Origin of the sequence: Haemophilus haemolyticus, assembly GCF_003493605.1 — a bacterium.
GTDB classification, from domain to species: Bacteria; Pseudomonadota; Gammaproteobacteria; order Enterobacterales; family Pasteurellaceae; genus Haemophilus; species Haemophilus haemolyticus_J.
Genome location: NZ_QQKA01000011.1, coordinates 38546 through 55961, shown reverse-complemented (window position 1 = coordinate 55961; position 17416 = coordinate 38546). Strand labels below are relative to the sequence as shown.

The following is a 17416-nucleotide window of genomic DNA, read 5'->3' as shown; positions in this document are numbered from 1 at the left end:
AGATTTCAAGAAAATTAAAATTTTGGAGAGTTGACATCAAAAAGCGAATTTGCAATGATTCATCTCGTCTATTTAGGCGGTTGGACAATCTTATATGAAAAGAGTTCAATCATAGATAGTAAACAACCATAAGGAATACAAATTATGAAAAAAACACTTGCAGCATTAATCATCGGTGCATTCGCAGCTTCATCAGCGAACGCAGCTGTAGTTTACGACAACGAAGGAACTAAAGTTGAAATTGGTGGTTCTATTCGTGTTCAGTTAGAAAAAACTAACAAGGGTGGCAATAAAGCAGATACTAAACGTACTCATTCTGGATTAAGAAATGCTGGTTCTCGTTTAGAAGTTAAAGTAAAACATAATTTAGATAGCGGCTATTACGCATTAGGTCAGTTACAAGTTCGATTTGATGGAAAACAAGGCTCTGGTGCTAAAGGAGATGGTTTTGGTGCTTTAGGAACTAGACGTGCGTTTGTTGGTTTAGGTCACAAAGAACGTGGTGAATTAACATTTGGTCGCCAATTAACCACCGCAGACTCTTTAAGCACAGCTAACGATTACGCATATGGCATTATTGATAAAGATGTATATATTCCAACTGAAGGTGATTCTGTAATTCGCTACGCTTATAAAGGCATTGAAGGTCTAGTTATCAGTGCAGATTACTTATTCGCAAATGAACGTAATTCAAACAATGAAGTAAAAATTGGTGCACTTCAAAATGCTTTCCAATTTGGTGCTAGCTACGAAAAAGATGGTGTGATCGCTAAAGTAGGCTTTGGTCGTACAAATTATGCAACAGGTATTCTAATCACTAACCCTATTGCGATTCCTGGCATCCAACAATACCCTACCGCAGAACCTAAAACAACAAAACATACAGATGGTGTTCTTGCAACTTTTGGGTATGAATTTGATGGGCTAACACTTTCTTTAGATAGCGGTTACGCAAAAACTAAATTTACAGATACCAATAAAAAAGAAACTCGTTACTTCGTATCTCCAGGTTTCCAATATCAAGTTACCGATTTAAGTAGTGTATATGGTAACTACAAGTATGAACAAGCTAAAGACGTTGATAATGGAAAAACTAAACAACACGGTTTCTTGTTAGGTGCTGATTATAAACTTCACAAACAAGTTGTAACCTATGTTGAAGGTAAATATCAAGTTACTAAAGACTATGCAGCTAATGGTTCTTATGTTGCAAACTCTAAAGTTAAAGACAAAGCTATCGGTGTAGGTATGCGTGTATTCTTCTAATTAAGTAATTAGAAACTATGAAGGCGAATCGAAAGGTTCGCCTTTTTGTTGTGTTCTAAAATTAAATAAAACAATCTAAAGTCTTTTTAAAACATTAAGGTTTAACGTAGAGAAAAATTGAAATGAATAACTATAAAATAACGTCTCATACTTTGTAATTCCTATCGGCCTTAAATATATATCTATTCAATAAGAGAACTACAACATTTTTCTAAAGAAGATTTTTAGAATTATGAGAGAAATAAATATCAAATCAGATAAAGAATACTTATGTAAAACAATTACTTTGTGGAAGCTAAAGAAATATTTCACTAAATAAAAACGGTACAAACTATTCTTGCACCGTTTTTTTTTGAAAGGAGGGATATTATCTTGTTCTAATTTTGCTATAAGCTAATGCTATAACAAAAAATGCGGCTTGCAGAAGAATGATACAAGCACCTGTTGAGGCATCAAAATGATAGCTCAATATTACGCCAATTAGGCTTGATGTAATGGAACTGACAATAGCAATCCATAACATTTTATCAAAAGATTTTGTGAGCGTAAGTGCGGTAATTCCTGGCGCAATTAACATTGCCACCACTAAAATAACGCCTACCACTTGCATCGTGCTTACAATGGTTAAAGCAAGCAACATTAACAATCCATAATGTAAAATTTTAGGAGAAAGCCCTGCAACACGAGCATGGCTTGGATCAAAACAATAAAGCAAAAAGTCTTTACGTTTAAAGACAATCATACAAAAAATTATCGCAGAAATGACCGCACTTTGAATGAGCTCTTGATGACTTACGCCCAACACATTACCAAACAAAATATGCGTTAAATGCTGTTCTGTTTGAATTTTGGTGAACATAACAAGACCAATGGCAAACATTCCAGAAAATACAATACCCATTGCGGTATCTTCTTTTATACGACTATTTTCTTTTAAATATCCCACACCAAGCGAGCAAAAAATGCCTGAAAAAAATGCACCAATCGCTAAAGGAATTCCAGCCAAATAAGCAAGTACAATACCAGGCAAGACGGCATGGGAAATCGCATCGCCCATTAATGACCAACCTTTCAAGACTAAATAGCAAGAAAGTAATGCACAGATAATCGAAACAATCAATGCGGTCAATAAGGCATTTTGCATAAACTCAAATTGTAGCGGTTCTAAAATCCAATCAAACATTTTCCACCACCTTTTTATTACGCGTGAGCAAACCATATTTTGGTGAAAATAAGAAAGCTGCCAAGAATAATAATGTTTGCAAGGTCACAATCACACCGCCTGTGGCACCATCTAAATAATAGCTAATATAAACACCAACAAAACTTGTCACCGCCCCTAAAATAATAGCGATGATTGACAAGGTTTTGAATTTATCTGTGAGTAAATATGCTGTCGCACCTGGGGTAACGACCATCGCAATCACTAAAATCGCGCCTACAGTTTGCAAGGCAGCAACCACACAAGCACTCAATAATGTGAAAAATAAAATTTTATAAAATAATGGAGAAAGACCGACTGTAATCGCTTGTGTTTCATCAAAAAAAATCAGCAGTAAATCCTTCCAAAATAATAAAAGCAATACTAAACAAACACCGATGATAATTGCCACTTGATAAATATCTTCATCGGCAATGCCTAAAATATTACCTAAAATAATATTTTGCACATTTACTGCCGTTGGATTTAAAGAAATAATTAACAGACCTAATGCAAAAAAAGTACTGAAAATAAAACCTATCACAGCATCTTCTTTCAATTTTGAAATGGATTTAATCCAAAGAATGGAAAGTGCGGCTAAAATTCCGGCAAAAAATGCACCAAGTGCGTAAGGCAACGCAAAAGCATAGGCAATTGCAACACCGGGCACGACAGAATGGGAAAGCGCGTCGCCAATTAGAGACCAGCCTTTAAGCATTAAATATGAAGACAAAAAAGCACAAATAGCACCCACTGCGGTACTCAAAATCATCGCCTTGAGCATATAATCATAGGAAAAAGGTTCAAGCAATAAATCTAACATTACCTAATCCCTCTTATTTTTAACTGCACTTTTATAAGGGCAATCTTCAAAATGACAATTTTGTGTTGTTGGCGCAGGTGGATCTTGCTTAGTTTCGCCATAGAATACAACGGCTTTTTCATCATCTGTTAAGACGGTAACAGAACGTTTATCTTCATCATTATGTAAATTTTCGCCCAATAATTTAATATGACGCAACACCCCACCAAATACAATTTCCAAATTATGTTGGTTAAAGGTGTCTTCTGTTTTTCCTGCGGCGATGACTGTGCGATTAATCATGACCACTTGATCACAAAAATCAGGAACAGAACCTAAGTTATGGGTTGAAACAAGAATCAGATGACCTTCTTCTCGAAGCTGTTGAAGAAGATCAACAATGGCATTTTCAGTTTTCACATCAACGCCAGTGAAAGGTTCATCCAATAAAATAATGGGACTTTGTTGTGCTAAAGCGCGGGCCAAAAACACGCGTTTTTTCTGCCCGCCAGATAACTCGCCAATTTGACGATGCGCAAGATGCTCAATATTTACTCGCTGCATCGCCTCTTGAACTTTTTGTTTATCAATCGCTTTGGGGATACGAAGAAAATTCATATACCCATAACGCCCCATCATCACGACATCATACACTGACACTGGAAATTGCCAGTCGACTTCTTCTGATTGTGGAACATAAGCAACCAAATTACGTTTCAGTGCTTGGGAAATTGGCAAATCACAAAGTTTAATTTCGCCTTGTTGTGGCTTTACAAGCCCCATTATGCTTTTAAATAATGTGGACTTGCCACTTCCATTCACGCCAACTAACGCACAAATAGTTCCACTATTGAGTGAGAACGTCATATTGTGAATAGCAGTATGACCATTGTTGTAACGCACAGTTACATCATTAACCCAAATTGATGTCGAGAAAGAGTCCATTATTTTCCGAATCCTTTAACAATGGTTGATACAGTGACGTTAAGCAAATCAATATAAGTTGGCACAGGGCCGTTTTTCGCAGAAAGTGAATCAACGTACAATACGCCACCGTATTTTGCACCACTTTCTTTAGCTACTTGTTGTGCAGGTTTCGCTGAAATTGTACTTTCACTAAACACAACAGGAATATTGTTTTTACGAACTAAATCAATCACTTTACGCACTTGTTGTGGTGTGCCTTGTTGTTCTGCATTGATTGGCCATAAATAACCTTCTTTTAAGTTGTAATCTTTCGCCAAATAACTGAAAGCACCTTCACTTGTTACAAGCCAGCGTTGCGCTTCTGGAATTTGTGCTAATTTTGCACGAAGCGGTTCATCAAGTTGTTTAATTTTTTGAGCATAGTCAGCGGCATTTTTTTCATACACAGCTGCATTTTGTGGATCGTATTTCACTAACGCATTCTTAATATTTTCAATATAAATTAAAGCATTAGATGGCGACATCCAAGCGTGTGGATTAGGCGCATCTTTATACGGGCCTTCATAAATAGATAATGGTTGAATACCTTCTGTTACTACCACAGCAGGTTTATCTTTAACATTTTGGAAGAAACGCTCAAACCAACGTTCTAAATTTAAGCCATTCCATAAAATTAAATCGGCAGATTGTGCTTTTACAATGTCTTTTGGTGTTGGTTCATATTCGTGAATTTCAGCACCGGGTTTGGTAATAGATTCCACTGTTGCTGCATTGCCTGCCACATTTTGCGCAATATCTTGAATCACAGTAAAAGTGGTTACGACTTTAAATTTTGCGTTAGCTTGCATTGCAAATAAACCAAGTGCAAGTGCGGTCATAATTTTGAATGAATTTCGCATAAGATGTCCTTATTTAAAAAAGATAGATTGAATGCCTGAATAATCGTTCAACAGCACAACAATTATTCATCGGAAATAATAGTACTACTTTTTATGTTGTTTTGGAATGGAAATGATTATCAAAATAATAGGTTTATTTATAATTATTTCGTACAAAATGTATTGCTTTTATGAAAAAAGCATAAAACAAAGAATTTTCTTAATCATACAAGCAATAAAGGTATTTTCTGTCATTAGAATGACTTTTTATCAAATTAAGTCTAGAATATTGAAATTATTATAGATTTACCATTTGAGGATAAGATATGAAAAAAGCATTTTGGTTAGTATTAAGTTCAGCAATAGTCTTGGCTGCTTGTGATGATAAACCTAAAATGACGGAGCAAACTAAAACAACTGACCAAGCGAAAATGGCTGCAGAACAACCTGCTCAAAAGCCCGTATTGATCAATTATAAACAAATTGCCTTAGACAAATCCCAGCAAGCGATTGATACAGCGAAAGTCGCTCAAGACAAATCAGTTCAAGCTAATGAAGCCGTGAAAGTAGCAATGCAAAAACAACAAGAGGCTGAAATTGCGCTAAGTCAAGGTGGCGAAGAGGCTGAAAAATTGTCTAAACAAAAAATGGACGAATCTAATGCAGCTGCAGAATTAGCTTTAAAATTGTCGGAAGAATCCAAAGCTGCTTCTGCACTTTCAATCCAACTTTCCAAAGAAGCGGAAGATGCGGCTAATAAGGCGAATCAACAAGCTCAAGCTGAGAAATAGCGTAAGATTTATTCTTCTAATTTCTATTTAAATCAACTAAAAAACGCGAGATAAAACAACTCTTATCTCGCGTTTTTTGTGTTTATGAACATTATCTTGATAATTTCTGAATTAGCGTATTAAATCCCACTTCATCATAGCCATCTTCATATTGAGCTTCTCCAGCTACATCACGAATTGTTCTTCCATTTAATGCTGTGCAGCCGAATTTTTCTAATTTGCTTTTAGTAAAACTAGAACGATACGCAGAGGAAGTGTTATTTAAACTAATTACGCCAATAGTTACATTTTTGCATAGGTGTTTATTAATGAAAACGAGATTATAACCAGATTCTCGAATGTAGCCCGTTTTATTCACTGCCGCATCAAAAATTTCATCACGCACTAACTTATTAGTATTTTTAATGTAAAGTTTATGTTTCCCAGCTTGAATATAAGTTGCACTAAGATTAGATAAAAGTTTAATGTCCGATTTATTTAATGAATATTTAGCGAGTTTAACCAAATCCATCGGGCTGGAAATATTGTAGCTAGATAACCCTGAACTATCGTGAAAACGAGTAGAATACATACCAAGTTGATGGGCTTTTTCGTTCATTTTATTAATAAATTGGCGACGACTTATTCCCGCTGCACGAGAAAGCGCGTGGGCAGCATAGTTATCAGAATGGACAAGCATTGCTTTCAATAATTCGTTACAAGAGATAGGAATATTTTTAGGTAATTTTGTTCCTGTACCTTTAATTCGATCCGTATCCTCTTTTGTGATTGCGATTCGACAATTAGGATTTTTATTATTCTCTAAAAATACATTAGCCGTCATTAATTTTGTTACAGAGGCAATAGGCTGAATACTATCAGGCGCATAGCTTTCCAATACTCGATTATGGGTAAAATCATACACAACATAAGACTGTGCCAGCGAAAAAGAAGGACACAAAGATAAAATAAATAAAGCTTTTTTAAACATTATTGGACACCTTAAAAAAATAAGCTCACATTTTACCGCACTTTTTACGCTGTAATTGGAAATATTTGCGATCTAGATCGCAAAAAAGTGCGGTAATATTTTCCATCGTTTTTCAATTCCGCTAGATTATGCAATGACAAATCTGTACAATCGCCGTTCATTTTTTAATTGCGAATTTTTCGTTGTGAGTTTTTGATAAAACACCTGCACAACGCTATCGCCACAATGTGTAATAACGAGGCTAAAATGTCAGAATTATTGTCTGTGCAATCAGATGCACCCGCTAAAAAAATTAATCTAATGGATTTAACGCGCCAACAAATGCGCGAATTTTTTAAAGAACTTGGCGAAAAACCATTCCGAGCAGATCAGTTAGTAAAATGGATTTATCATTTTGGCGAAGATAACTTCGACAATATGACAAACATTAATAAAAAATTACGTGAAAAACTTAAAGCGGTTGCAGAAATTAAAGCCCCAGAAGTTGCTGTTGAACAACGTTCAGCCGATGGCACGATAAAATGGGCAATGCAAGTGGGCGAGCAGCAAGTTGAAACTGTGTATATTCCCGAAGCAGATCGCGCGACGCTTTGTGTATCTTCCCAAGTTGGCTGTGCCTTAGCTTGTACATTCTGTTCAACAGCACAACAAGGATTTAATCGCAATTTAACGGTTTCAGAAATTATCGGTCAAGTATGGCGAGCCTCTAAAATTATTGGTAACTTTGGTGTAACTGGCATTAGACCCATTACCAATGTAGTAATGATGGGAATGGGCGAACCCTTGTTAAATGTCGCTAATGTTGTTCCTGCAATGGAAATTATGTTAGATGATTTTGCCTACGGTTTATCAAAACGTCGTGTGACTTTATCCACTTCTGGCGTTGTACCAGCACTAGATAATTTGAGCAAAATGATCGATGTGGCTTTGGCTATTTCATTACATGCCCCAAACGATGAATTACGTGATGAAATCGTTCCAATCAACAAAAAATATAATATTAAAATGTTGATTGACTCGGTAAATCGTTATTTAAGCGTATCAAATGCAAACCACGGCAAAGTGACGATTGAATATGTTATGCTCGATCATGTGAATGATGGTGTAGAACACGCTCATCAACTGGCAGAAGTATTAAAAAATACACCTTGTAAAATTAATTTAATTCCGTGGAATCCGTTCCCTGAAGCACCTTATGCAAAAAGCTCGAATACGCGAATTGACCGCTTCCAAAAAACATTAATGGAATATGGCTTTACCGTGATTATCCGTAAAACCCGTGGCGATGATATTGATGCGGCTTGCGGACAGCTAGCTGGAGATGTGATCGATCGTACTAAACGTACGGCAATGAAACGCCAATTTGGACAAAATATTGAGGTAACAGAAGTTAATTAATATTCTAGGTATGTGAATGGTTCAAGTTCACATACCTTATGTTTTCATACAAATTAAAGCATATTAAATATTTCTTCCTACCCTGTTAAAAGGAGAAAAAATGCAAACAATAAGTAAACAACTAAGTGCGGTTATTTTCCCTTTCATTTTTTCTGCCTGCGTTTCACAATCTGTATCTAACTTAGATCATCAAGCTGCCGCCAAAGCGCGTGTGGAACTCGCTTTGAGCTATCTTCAGCAAAATAATCCTCAACTGGCTAAAATCAATTTAGACAAAGCACTTCTACACGATAAAAATTACTATCTCGTGCATTCAGCACTTGCACATTATTATCAACAACAAGGGCAAATAGAAAATGCCTTTCGTGAGTATGAAATAGCCGTAAAACTTAATCATAAACAAGGCGATGTACATAATAATTTTGGTACGTTTCTATGTAGTCAAAAGAAATTTGAGCAAGCTCAGCAACAATTTGAATTAGCACTTAATTCGCCGAATTATTATCATCAAACAGATACATTTGAAAATATCGCGCTTTGTGCTTATTCCGCGAAAAAAATGAATATTTATCAGCAAACATTAGAAAAATTACGTCAAATCGATGGAAAACGTGCGGAAAAATTCAATAGTCTAAAATAAAGCATTGCCAAATCAAGTATTGGACTTTAAAATTTAGCCCTTATTTACCGCCTAATTATTTGATTAAATTTATGAATCCAACTACTGAGCAAGTGCTTTCTCCTGGTGAGATTTTTCGTCAAACACGCGAAGCCTTAAATCTTTCTCTTGAAGATGTCGCTAAAGAAATCACACTACGCCCTTCTATATTAGAGCAACTTGAAAATAATGAATTTATTCAAAAATCAACACCTTCTATATTTGTCAAAGGTTATGTTCGCAGCTATGCAAAATTCTTACGTTTGCCAGATTCTGTGTGGGAAAATATTGCTTTTGCTGAAACAGAAAAAAATGATTTAGGAAAAAATGCACGTTCAACCCGTGCCGTTAATCAATATTCTTCTCACAATCGTTGGATCGGGCGTTTAACCGCAATAGTATTCGTGATTGTAATTAGTATGACTGGGCTTTGGTGGTGGCAAAGTTATCAACAAAATACTCAAGAACGCGATGATTTAGTGCAAAGCTATGTTGCCTCTACCGAAAACAATCAGCCCGCCACCGCTCTTGTGACAACAGAAGAAAGTAATAAATCTGCACCAGAAACAGCAGCACCAGTCTCACAACCAGTAGAAATAACAAATAATGTGTTACCAGAAATAGCACACGAAAATAGCGTTTCACTACCTAAAAACGATGAAAAATCAGTTTCAGACATTCAAAGTGCGGTCGAAAATCCAAGTATTTCTCCAACGTTACCTATAGCAAAAGGCGATTTAGTGATTGAAATATTGACAAATAGCAGTTGGATTAGTGTAAAAGATAACGCCCGTCACGTATTAGCACAAAAAGAATATAAACAAGGCGAAATATTAACCTTTAATGGCAATGAATTTTCATTAATTGTAGGCGCACCAAGCAATGTGCGTATCACTTACAAAGGCGAGAATTATCCTCTGAAAGTGGATGGTCGCGTAGCAAAATTCAAACTTTCACAACCTTAGGAAAAATAATGTCAGCTTTTCAGCCAACTATTAAGCGTCGTGAATCGACAAAAATTTATGTGGGAAATGTACCAATTGGTGGAGATGCACCGATTGCCGTGCAATCAATGACAAATACTCGCACCACTGATGTGGAAGCGACAGTTGCTCAAATTAAATCATTAGAACGTGTTGGTGCAGATATTGTTCGTGTATCTGTTCCAACAATGGATGCTGCGGAAGCATTTAAACAAATTAAACAACAAGTGAATGTCCCGCTCGTAGCAGATATTCATTTCGACTATCGTATCGCGTTAAAAGTCGCAGAATATGGCGTGGATTGTTTACGTATTAATCCCGGCAATATTGGTCGTGAAGATCGCATCCGTGCCGTTGTTGATTGTGCGCGAGACAAAAATATTCCGATTCGTATTGGCGTAAACGCTGGATCTTTAGAAAAAGATTTACAAGAAAAATACGGCGAGCCAACACCAGAGGCATTATTAGAATCCGCATTACGTCACGTAGAAATTTTAGATCGCCTAAATTTCGATCAATTTAAAGTGAGCGTAAAAGCCTCTGATGTATTCTTAGCGGTGGAATCTTATCGTTTACTGGCTAAAGCAATTAAACAGCCTTTACATTTGGGTATTACTGAGGCTGGTGGCGCACGTGCTGGTGCAGTAAAATCTGCGGTGGGTTTAGGAATGTTATTAGCTGAGGGCATTGGCGATACGCTGCGTGTTTCTTTGGCGGCAGATCCTATAGAGGAAATTAAAGTTGGTTTTGATATTTTGAAATCTTTAAGAATTCGCTCTCGTGGCATTAATTTTATTGCTTGCCCAACCTGTTCTCGCCAAGAATTCGATGTAATCGGCACAGTAAATGCGCTAGAACAACGCCTTGAAGATATTATTACACCAATGGATGTATCGATTATCGGTTGCGTAGTGAATGGTCCTGGCGAGGCACTCGTCTCCGATCTCGGCGTAACGGGTGGTAACAAAAAAAGCGGTTATTATCTTGACGGCGAACGCCAAAAAGAGCGTTTTGATAACGAAGATATAGTGAACCAATTAGAAGCAAAAATTCGTGCGAAAGTCGCACAACAAGATCCAAAAAACAGAATTATTTAAGGAAAGCTCGTGGCAAAAACAATTCAAGCAATTCGTGGTATGAACGATTGCGCCCCAACAGAATCTCCATTATGGCAATGGATTGAAGCACAAGTACGCAATGTATTAAATAGTTATGGCTATTCGGAAGTGCGTATGCCAATTGTAGAAAGCACGCCATTATTTGCGCGCGCAATCGGCGAAGTAACAGATGTTGTTTCAAAAGAAATGTACACATTTTGGGATAACGATGAACAATTAACCTTACGCCCTGAAGGCACAGCAGGTTGTGTGCGAGCAGCCATTGAACACGGTTGGATCTATAATAATGAACAACGCTTATGGTATATCGGGCCAATGTTCCGTCATGAACGTCCACAAAAAGGGCGTTACCGTCAATTCCATCAAGCAGGTGTTGAGGTATTCGGTATTGCAAATCCAGAAATCGATGCAGAATTAATCATGCTTACCTATCGTTTATGGAAAGCATTAGGTATCGATCAACATGTTACACTTCAACTTAACTCAATTGGCTCTTTAGAAGCACGAGCAAATTATCGTTCTGCGTTGGTTGGATTTTTAGAAAACCATCAAGATTTAATGAATGATGAAGAAAAAGAGCGTTTGGTAAAAAATCCACTGCGTATTTTGGATACCAAAAATCCAGAATTACAAAAAGTATTGGATAATGCACCAAAATTACTTGATTATTTAGATGATGAAAGCCGTGAACATTTTGAACAATTATGTGCATTATTAGATGCGGTTGGTATTCAATATGAAATTAATCCTAAACTCGTGCGTGGTTTAGATTATTACAACAAAACTGTATTTGAATGGGTAACCTCTGCTCTTGGCGCACAAGGTACAGTGTGTGGTGGCGGTCGTTATGACGGTTTAGTGGAACAACTTGGCGGACACGCAACGCCGAGCATCGGATTTGCGATGGGATTAGAGCGTTTAGTCTTGTTGGTACAAGAAGTTAATCCAAATGTTCCTATTAAAAGTGCGGTGGATATTTATGTTGTTTATCAAGGCGAAGGCACAACATTAGCTGCTTTTGAATTAGCAGAAAAAGTACGCTCAAAATTATCGCACTTAAATACCATGCTGCACTGCTCTGGCGGTAATTTCAAAAAACAATTTAAGCGTGCAGATAAATCTGGTGCAACATTGGCATTAGTTATCGGCGAAAGCGAAGTACAAAATAAACAAGTCGTTGTTAAACACTTACAAGGTGGTGCAGATCAGCAAACCTTAGATTTAGTGAATATAATCGACTATATTCAAACTCAATTTTAATTTAAAAGGGGAAAAACATGGCTTATTCCATTGAAGAAGAACAAGAGATTAACCAGTTGAAAGACTGGTGGAAAGAGAATGGCAAAACAATTATTGTCGCCTTTATCTTAGGGATTGGCGGTATGTTTGTATGGCGTTATTGGCAAGCCCACCAAGCAGAACAAATCGCTCAAGCCTCCGCACAATATGATGCTTTAATTAATTCTGTGCAACAAGACGAACAGGCTAAAAAAGCAAATATAGAACAATTTGTGCAAGCTAACAGCAAAACGGCATACGCTGTCTTTGCTTTGTTAGATGAAGCGAAAAAAGCCACTGAAAAACAAGATTTTTCAGCAGCAGAAGCAAATTTAAACCAAGCATTAACCCAATCTCAAGATGAAGTATTAACATCTATTATTGCATTACGTTTAAGTGCAGTGCAATTTCAATTAGGTCAATTAGATAATGCTTTAAGTACATTAAACCAAGTGAAAGGCGAAAGTTTTAATGCTCGCAAAGCGATTTTAACTGGCGATATCCAAGTTGCAAAAGGAGATAAAGTTGCGGCGAAAAACAGCTTTGAGCAAGCACAACAAATGGGTAGCCAATTAGAACAACAAATGGCGAAAATGAAATTAAACAATCTTTAAAAAAATACCCGCATCAAAATGCGGGTATTTTTTCAATCAAATTTCTGATTATTCAAATTCATCTAACCATTTTAATAAAATAGCCTCAAGAATTGATTCATTTGATTTATTCGGATCATCGTCAAAATCCTCAAGTTCACAAATCCATTTATGTAAATCAGTAAAACGAACGGTTTTTGGATCTAAATCTGGATTACGATCGTAAAGTTCTTCTGCAATTAATTGGGCGTCTGTCCATTTCATTAGTGAGCCGCCTCATTTGCGTGATTAAGGTTATATTTTGGAATTTCTACCACAAGATCTTCATTTCCCACTACGCATTGACAAGATAAACGGCTATCCATTTCTAATCCCCAAGCCTTATCTAGCATATCTTCTTCTTGATCACTCGTTTCATTTAAAGAATCAAACCCTTCACGAACAATCACGTGGCAAGTTGTACAAGCACAAGAACCATCACAAGCATGATGAATTTCTACTCCCGCATTGTGAGCAACTTCTAATAAGTTATCTCCAGTTGCGGCATCAACGACCATACCTTCAGGACAAAAATCTTCATTAGGTAAAAAAATCACTTTTGGCATAATACTTTCCTCAAAATTATTTAATATCTGACCGCACTTTTACGGCTTTTCAATGTCTGACAGATTTTTACCTGTCAAAGCTTTATTAATTGATGCATTCATTCGGCGAGCTGCAAATTCTTGGGTAGCCGTGTCTAAGGCTTTAATTCCTTGCGTAATTGCATCGCGATCTGAACCTTGTTTTACATCCATTAATTGTTTTAACACAGTTTCAATATGATGAAATTCATCTGTGCTAAGCAATTCAGCCCCATCTGCTTGTAACGCAACAATTACGCTTTCAATAACACGATCTGCTTCCACACGCTGTTCTGCCAATTCACGTGCTTGCAAATCTTCTTGTGCATTATCAAAAGAAGATTTAATCATTGCGGTTACTTCTTCATCAGTTAAGCCATAAGATGGTTTAATTTGTATTGAAGCCTGTACTTTTGTCGATTTTTCCATCGCTGTAACGCTTAATAAACCATCTGCATCCACTTGATAAGTCACTCTAATATGGGCTGCCCCCGCCGCCATTGGCGGAATACCTCGTAGAGTAAAACGTCCTAAAGAACGACAATCATCCACTAGCTCTCGTTCGCCTTGTAGCACATGAACAGTCATTGCCGTTTGTCCATCTTTAAAAGTAGTAAATTCTTGCGCGCGAGCTACAGGAATTATTGTATTACGTGGAATAATTTTTTCCACTAATCCGCCCATCGTCTCAATGCCTAAAGAAAGTGGTACAACATCAAGCAATAACATATCAGAATCAGTTTTATTCCCGACTAAAATATCTGCTTGAATTGCAGCACCAAGTGCCACAACTTTATCAGGATCGATTGAGGTTAATGGTGTTTTACCAAAAAACTCGCCAACTTGTTCTCTTACATAAGGCACTCGAGTTGAACCGCCAACCATTACCACCGCTTGCACTTCTTCGAATTCCACATTGGCATCTTTCAATGCCCGACGACAAGTTAGCAATGAACGTTTTACAAGCGGATAAATTAATTCATTGAATTGTTCCCGCGAAATTTCTACTGAAAAATCTTGCCAAGAAATAACCGCACTTTTTTCATTAGTCAAGGTAATTTTAGCTTGGTTGGCAAGGGTTATTAGCTCACGCTGTTGATTTGCTGTTTGTGGTGTTAGCTTAGTTTGTTCTATTACCCAATCTGCAATTAAATGATCAAAATCATCTCCACCTAATGCAGTGTCTCCACCCGTTGCAAGAACTTCAAAGACACCTTTTGATAAACGTAAAATTGAAATATCAAATGTGCCACCGCCTAAATCATAAACCGCAATAATGCCTTCCTGCCCACTATCTAATCCATAAGCGAGTGCAGCTGCAGTAGGTTCATTCAACAAACGCAATACGTTTAACCCAGCTAAACGTGCTGCATCTTTAGTGCTTTGACGTTGAGCATCATCAAAATAAGCAGGAACTGTAATCACAACACCAGAAAGTTCTCCGCCAAGGCGTTGTTCGGCAATATGATTTAAACGCGACAAAATATCTGAAGACACTTCAATTGGACTTTTCTGCCCTTGTGCAGTAACAATTAAAGGCAATCCATTTTCACTTGCTACAAATTCATAAGGCAAACTAGGATAACGAGATTGCACATCTGCAAGACTTCGACCAATTAAGCGTTTGACTGAAATCACTGTATTTTGGGGATCAAGTGATGCTTGTTCAAAGGCTTCCAAACCAACTTTCTTTTCTGCAACGCCATAATGAACAACTGATGGTGTAAGACTGCGATCTTGTTCATCATTAAGAATCACGGATTTTCCACTGCGCACAGATGCTACTAAAGAATTAGTTGTTCCCAAATCAATCCCAACGGCTAAACGATGTTGATGTGGTGCAGCAGCTTGTCCTGGTTCTGCAATTTGTAATAATGCCATATGCTATTTTTCTACTGGTTATGCGACGGAATACGCCAAATCAAATTTATTTTTTTCTGCAAAGCTTGATTGGTAATGTGTTTCAATATTGACTTCGTGTTTTTGACGTTCATCAATCGCTATTTTTTTATCTTCGCTTAAATCAGGCGAGAATACAAAAATTTGATTACCATCCAATTGTTTCACATCATCTTGCCAATTTTGCCAGAATAGACCTTGATAAAAAGCCTCTAAATCACCATTCAATGCCCAAGCTAAAAATTCTGTGTAAGTAAAATTTAAATTATGCCAAGTAAGATCTTTTGATGAATAGTAATAAATTTTGCCAAGATTATCGCCTAACGAACCACCATTTAACGCAAAATAACCACCAATCACATCATCTGCAACTAATAAATATTTTGGTTTTTCGCCTGACTCACTAAAAGATTTACTGAAATTCCAATCCATCAAGCCACGCGGTAATTTAAAACTTCCAGAACCTAAAATACGTAACCAACCATAATGAATTAAAATTCCACCTGTTTCATAGATTACTGCGCCCATTGGTGATGACGTAGGCATTTGCATGGTAAAAAGTTCGCGTTCTGCACTTGATTGATCTTTTTTAATGACATAACAATGATTACGTGCACTTTCAACCCATTGGGAAAGTATAGGCCAAGCAGAATTTTCTGGAGATATTAGTTGTTCGAGAGTTTGCATAATATCAAGGGATATTGAGATATAGATCTATTACAGTTCAAAAAGGCGTTCTTCTACACGTTCAATTTCTTCAGAAAGCTTACGAGTAAAACGTAATTTATCACACTGTTGAGATGCTTTCGTCCATTGTTGGGATTTCAGACTCTCCGAAAGTGCGGTCAATAATGACTGAGTTTCTTGTTTAATTTCTTTTGCAAAAGCATTTAATGCTTCTTCATCTTTCTTATGTTCAAGCGCTTCTAGTTGTTCTCGCCACTGTAACTGTTGCATTAAAAACGCCACATCTTGCGTACTTTTTTGTTCAAGATCGATCTGTTCACCAGTATTAAGCGAAATGATAGCTTCTGCTCGCAAAATTGGGTCTTTTAACGTTTTTAAGGCATCATTCACTTCGGTGGATTTTTGCATCGCAACGCGTTGTTCTAACGCACTACTTGATACAAAATTATCAGGATGTAGAGCCTTTTGTAATTCTAAATAACGTGTATTTAGCGCCTTCTCATCTAACTGAAAATCAACAGGTAAATCAAAAATTTGAAAAGGATTTAACATCAGATTATTACCTTAAACATGGAAACTTTCACCACAGCCACAAGATTCTTTTACATTTGGATTATTGTATTTGAAGCCTTCATTTAAGCCTTCTTTCACATAATCCAACTCAATACCATTGAGATAAACTAAGCTTTTTGGATCGACAATAATATTTACACCGTGCTGTTCAAAAACTTGATCTTCTTCATTTAAGACATCGACAAACTCAAGCACATAAGCTAAGCCAGAACAACCTGATGTTTTAACGCCTAAACGTAAACCAATACCTTTGCCACGATTATCCAAAAAAGCTTTCACTCGTTGAGCGGCTTTTTCTGTTAATGTAATACTCATATATCCCCCAAAACCACTAAAAGTGCGGTCAAAACCGACCGCACTTTTTCATATTATTCGCCTTTTTTGGATTTGTAATCAGCAATTGCCGCTTTAATTGCATCTTCCGCTAAAATGGAACAGTGTACTTTCACTGGTGGCAATTCTAACTCTTCTGCAATTTGGCTATTTTTAATAGCGCCTGCTTCTTCTAAAGATTTACCTTTCACCCACTCCGTAATTAATGAGCTAGATGCAATAGCGGAACCACAACCATAAGTCTTAAATTTTGCATCTTCAATAATGCCGTTATCATTTACTTTAATTTGTAACTGCATTACATCGCCACAAGCTGGCGCACCTACCATGCCAGTACCAACATTGCTATCTTTTTTATCCATAGAACCCACATTGCGCGGATTTTCATAATGATCGATTACTTTTTCGCTATAAGCCATTTTAACTTTCCTTTTTTAA

The 17416-nt window shown here is 36.9% G+C and carries 20 protein-coding genes; 8 read left to right on the top strand and 12 right to left on the bottom strand.

What is annotated here, in order from left to right:
• Nucleotides 1-144: 144 nt before the first annotated feature.
• A complete protein-coding gene (locus DV424_RS07930) occupies nt 145-1266 on the top strand; it encodes a porin (RefSeq protein WP_118859648.1) in 1122 nt (373 codons plus the stop codon).
• Between the two features lie 367 nt (nt 1267-1633).
• Here DV424_RS07930 and DV424_RS07925 read toward each other — a convergent pair whose 3' ends face one another.
• From DV424_RS07925 to DV424_RS07910, 4 genes are read right to left on the bottom strand one after another with little or no spacing between them, the layout of a single operon-like run.
• Entirely contained in the window at nt 1634-2449 is an 816-nt protein-coding gene (locus tag DV424_RS07925; RefSeq protein WP_118859647.1) for a metal ABC transporter permease, read from the bottom strand.
• Complete coding sequence (locus DV424_RS07920) at nt 2442-3290, bottom strand: metal ABC transporter permease (RefSeq protein ID WP_118859646.1); 849 nt, start codon at nt 3288-3290, stop codon at nt 2442-2444. Before DV424_RS07920 ends, DV424_RS07925 begins: the two co-directional genes overlap by 8 nt.
• Before the next feature lie 3 nt (nt 3291-3293).
• Entirely contained in the window at nt 3294-4214 is a 921-nt protein-coding gene (locus DV424_RS07915) for an ATP-binding cassette domain-containing protein (protein WP_005630123.1), read from the bottom strand.
• The gene (locus DV424_RS07910) at nt 4214-5095 is read right to left on the bottom strand and encodes a metal ABC transporter substrate-binding protein (RefSeq protein ID WP_005656358.1); all 882 of its coding nucleotides are present in this window, start codon (nt 5093-5095) and stop codon (nt 4214-4216) included. The genes DV424_RS07915 and DV424_RS07910 overlap by 1 nt, the downstream gene beginning before the upstream one ends.
• Nucleotides 5096-5400: 305 nt before the next feature.
• Between DV424_RS07910 and DV424_RS07905 the strand changes: the two genes are divergently transcribed.
• A complete protein-coding gene (locus DV424_RS07905; protein WP_048950241.1) occupies nt 5401-5865 on the top strand; it encodes a hypothetical protein in 465 nt (154 codons plus the stop codon).
• 91 nt (nt 5866-5956) lie between these two features.
• Here the strand turns inward: DV424_RS07905 and DV424_RS07900 are convergent, their stop codons facing one another.
• The gene (locus tag DV424_RS07900; protein ID WP_118859645.1) at nt 5957-6835 is read right to left on the bottom strand and encodes a D-alanyl-D-alanine carboxypeptidase family protein; all 879 of its coding nucleotides are present in this window, start codon (nt 6833-6835) and stop codon (nt 5957-5959) included.
• Nucleotides 6836-7081: 246 nt separating this feature from the next.
• On the opposite strand from DV424_RS07900, the gene rlmN reads away from it, so the two are divergent.
• The 6 genes from rlmN to DV424_RS07870 all read left to right on the top strand — a co-directional run bounded on the left by rlmN (nt 7082) and on the right by DV424_RS07870 (nt 12884).
• Complete coding sequence (gene rlmN / locus DV424_RS07895; RefSeq protein WP_192880669.1) at nt 7082-8233, top strand: dual-specificity RNA methyltransferase RlmN; 1152 nt, start codon at nt 7082-7084, stop codon at nt 8231-8233.
• A 100-nt stretch (nt 8234-8333) separates the two neighbouring features.
• On the top strand, nt 8334-8873 hold the full coding sequence (pilW, locus tag DV424_RS07890) for a type IV pilus biogenesis/stability protein PilW (protein ID WP_118859643.1): 540 nt from the start codon (nt 8334-8336) through the stop codon (nt 8871-8873).
• A gap of 71 nt (nt 8874-8944) precedes the next feature.
• The gene (locus DV424_RS07885; protein WP_118859642.1) at nt 8945-9856 is read left to right on the top strand and encodes a RodZ domain-containing protein; all 912 of its coding nucleotides are present in this window, start codon (nt 8945-8947) and stop codon (nt 9854-9856) included.
• A gap of 8 nt (nt 9857-9864) precedes the next feature.
• Entirely contained in the window at nt 9865-10971 is a 1107-nt protein-coding gene (gene ispG, locus DV424_RS07880) for a flavodoxin-dependent (E)-4-hydroxy-3-methylbut-2-enyl-diphosphate synthase (RefSeq protein WP_105904763.1), read from the top strand.
• Nucleotides 10972-10980: 9 nt separating this feature from the next.
• Nucleotides 10981-12252, top strand: a complete 1272-nt coding sequence (gene hisS / locus DV424_RS07875) for a histidine--tRNA ligase (RefSeq protein WP_118859641.1) — start codon at nt 10981-10983, stop codon at nt 12250-12252.
• Between the two features lie 17 nt (nt 12253-12269).
• Nucleotides 12270-12884 carry a YfgM family protein gene (locus tag DV424_RS07870; protein WP_118859640.1) on the top strand — a complete coding sequence of 205 codons (615 nt, stop codon included), beginning with the start codon at nt 12270-12272 and terminating at the stop codon, nt 12882-12884.
• A gap of 48 nt (nt 12885-12932) precedes the next feature.
• Here DV424_RS07870 and iscX read toward each other — a convergent pair whose 3' ends face one another.
• Genes iscX through iscU form a run of 7 tightly spaced genes read right to left on the bottom strand, consistent with a single transcriptional unit; the run spans nt 12933 to nt 17397 of the window.
• Complete coding sequence (iscX, locus tag DV424_RS07865) at nt 12933-13127, bottom strand: Fe-S cluster assembly protein IscX (RefSeq protein ID WP_005659903.1); 195 nt, start codon at nt 13125-13127, stop codon at nt 12933-12935.
• Nucleotides 13127-13468 (bottom strand): ISC system 2Fe-2S type ferredoxin, encoded by a 342-nt coding sequence (gene fdx, locus DV424_RS07860; RefSeq protein ID WP_005656373.1) that lies wholly within the window; start codon nt 13466-13468, stop codon nt 13127-13129. Before fdx ends, iscX begins: the two co-directional genes overlap by 1 nt.
• Nucleotides 13469-13507: 39 nt before the next feature.
• Nucleotides 13508-15367: a Fe-S protein assembly chaperone HscA gene (gene hscA, locus DV424_RS07855; protein WP_118859639.1), complete on the bottom strand. Its 1860-nt coding sequence runs from the start codon at nt 15365-15367 to the stop codon at nt 13508-13510.
• A gap of 18 nt (nt 15368-15385) precedes the next feature.
• Entirely contained in the window at nt 15386-16072 is a 687-nt protein-coding gene (locus DV424_RS07850; protein WP_118859638.1) for a DUF2625 domain-containing protein, read from the bottom strand.
• A 30-nt stretch (nt 16073-16102) separates the two neighbouring features.
• Nucleotides 16103-16624, bottom strand: a complete 522-nt coding sequence (gene hscB, locus DV424_RS07845) for a Fe-S protein assembly co-chaperone HscB (RefSeq protein WP_118859637.1) — start codon at nt 16622-16624, stop codon at nt 16103-16105.
• Between the two features lie 12 nt (nt 16625-16636).
• The gene (gene iscA, locus DV424_RS07840) at nt 16637-16960 is read right to left on the bottom strand and encodes an iron-sulfur cluster assembly protein IscA (protein WP_005626961.1); all 324 of its coding nucleotides are present in this window, start codon (nt 16958-16960) and stop codon (nt 16637-16639) included.
• Between the two features lie 53 nt (nt 16961-17013).
• Complete coding sequence (gene iscU, locus DV424_RS07835; protein WP_005626962.1) at nt 17014-17397, bottom strand: Fe-S cluster assembly scaffold IscU; 384 nt, start codon at nt 17395-17397, stop codon at nt 17014-17016.
• Nucleotides 17398-17416 lie beyond the last annotated feature (19 nt).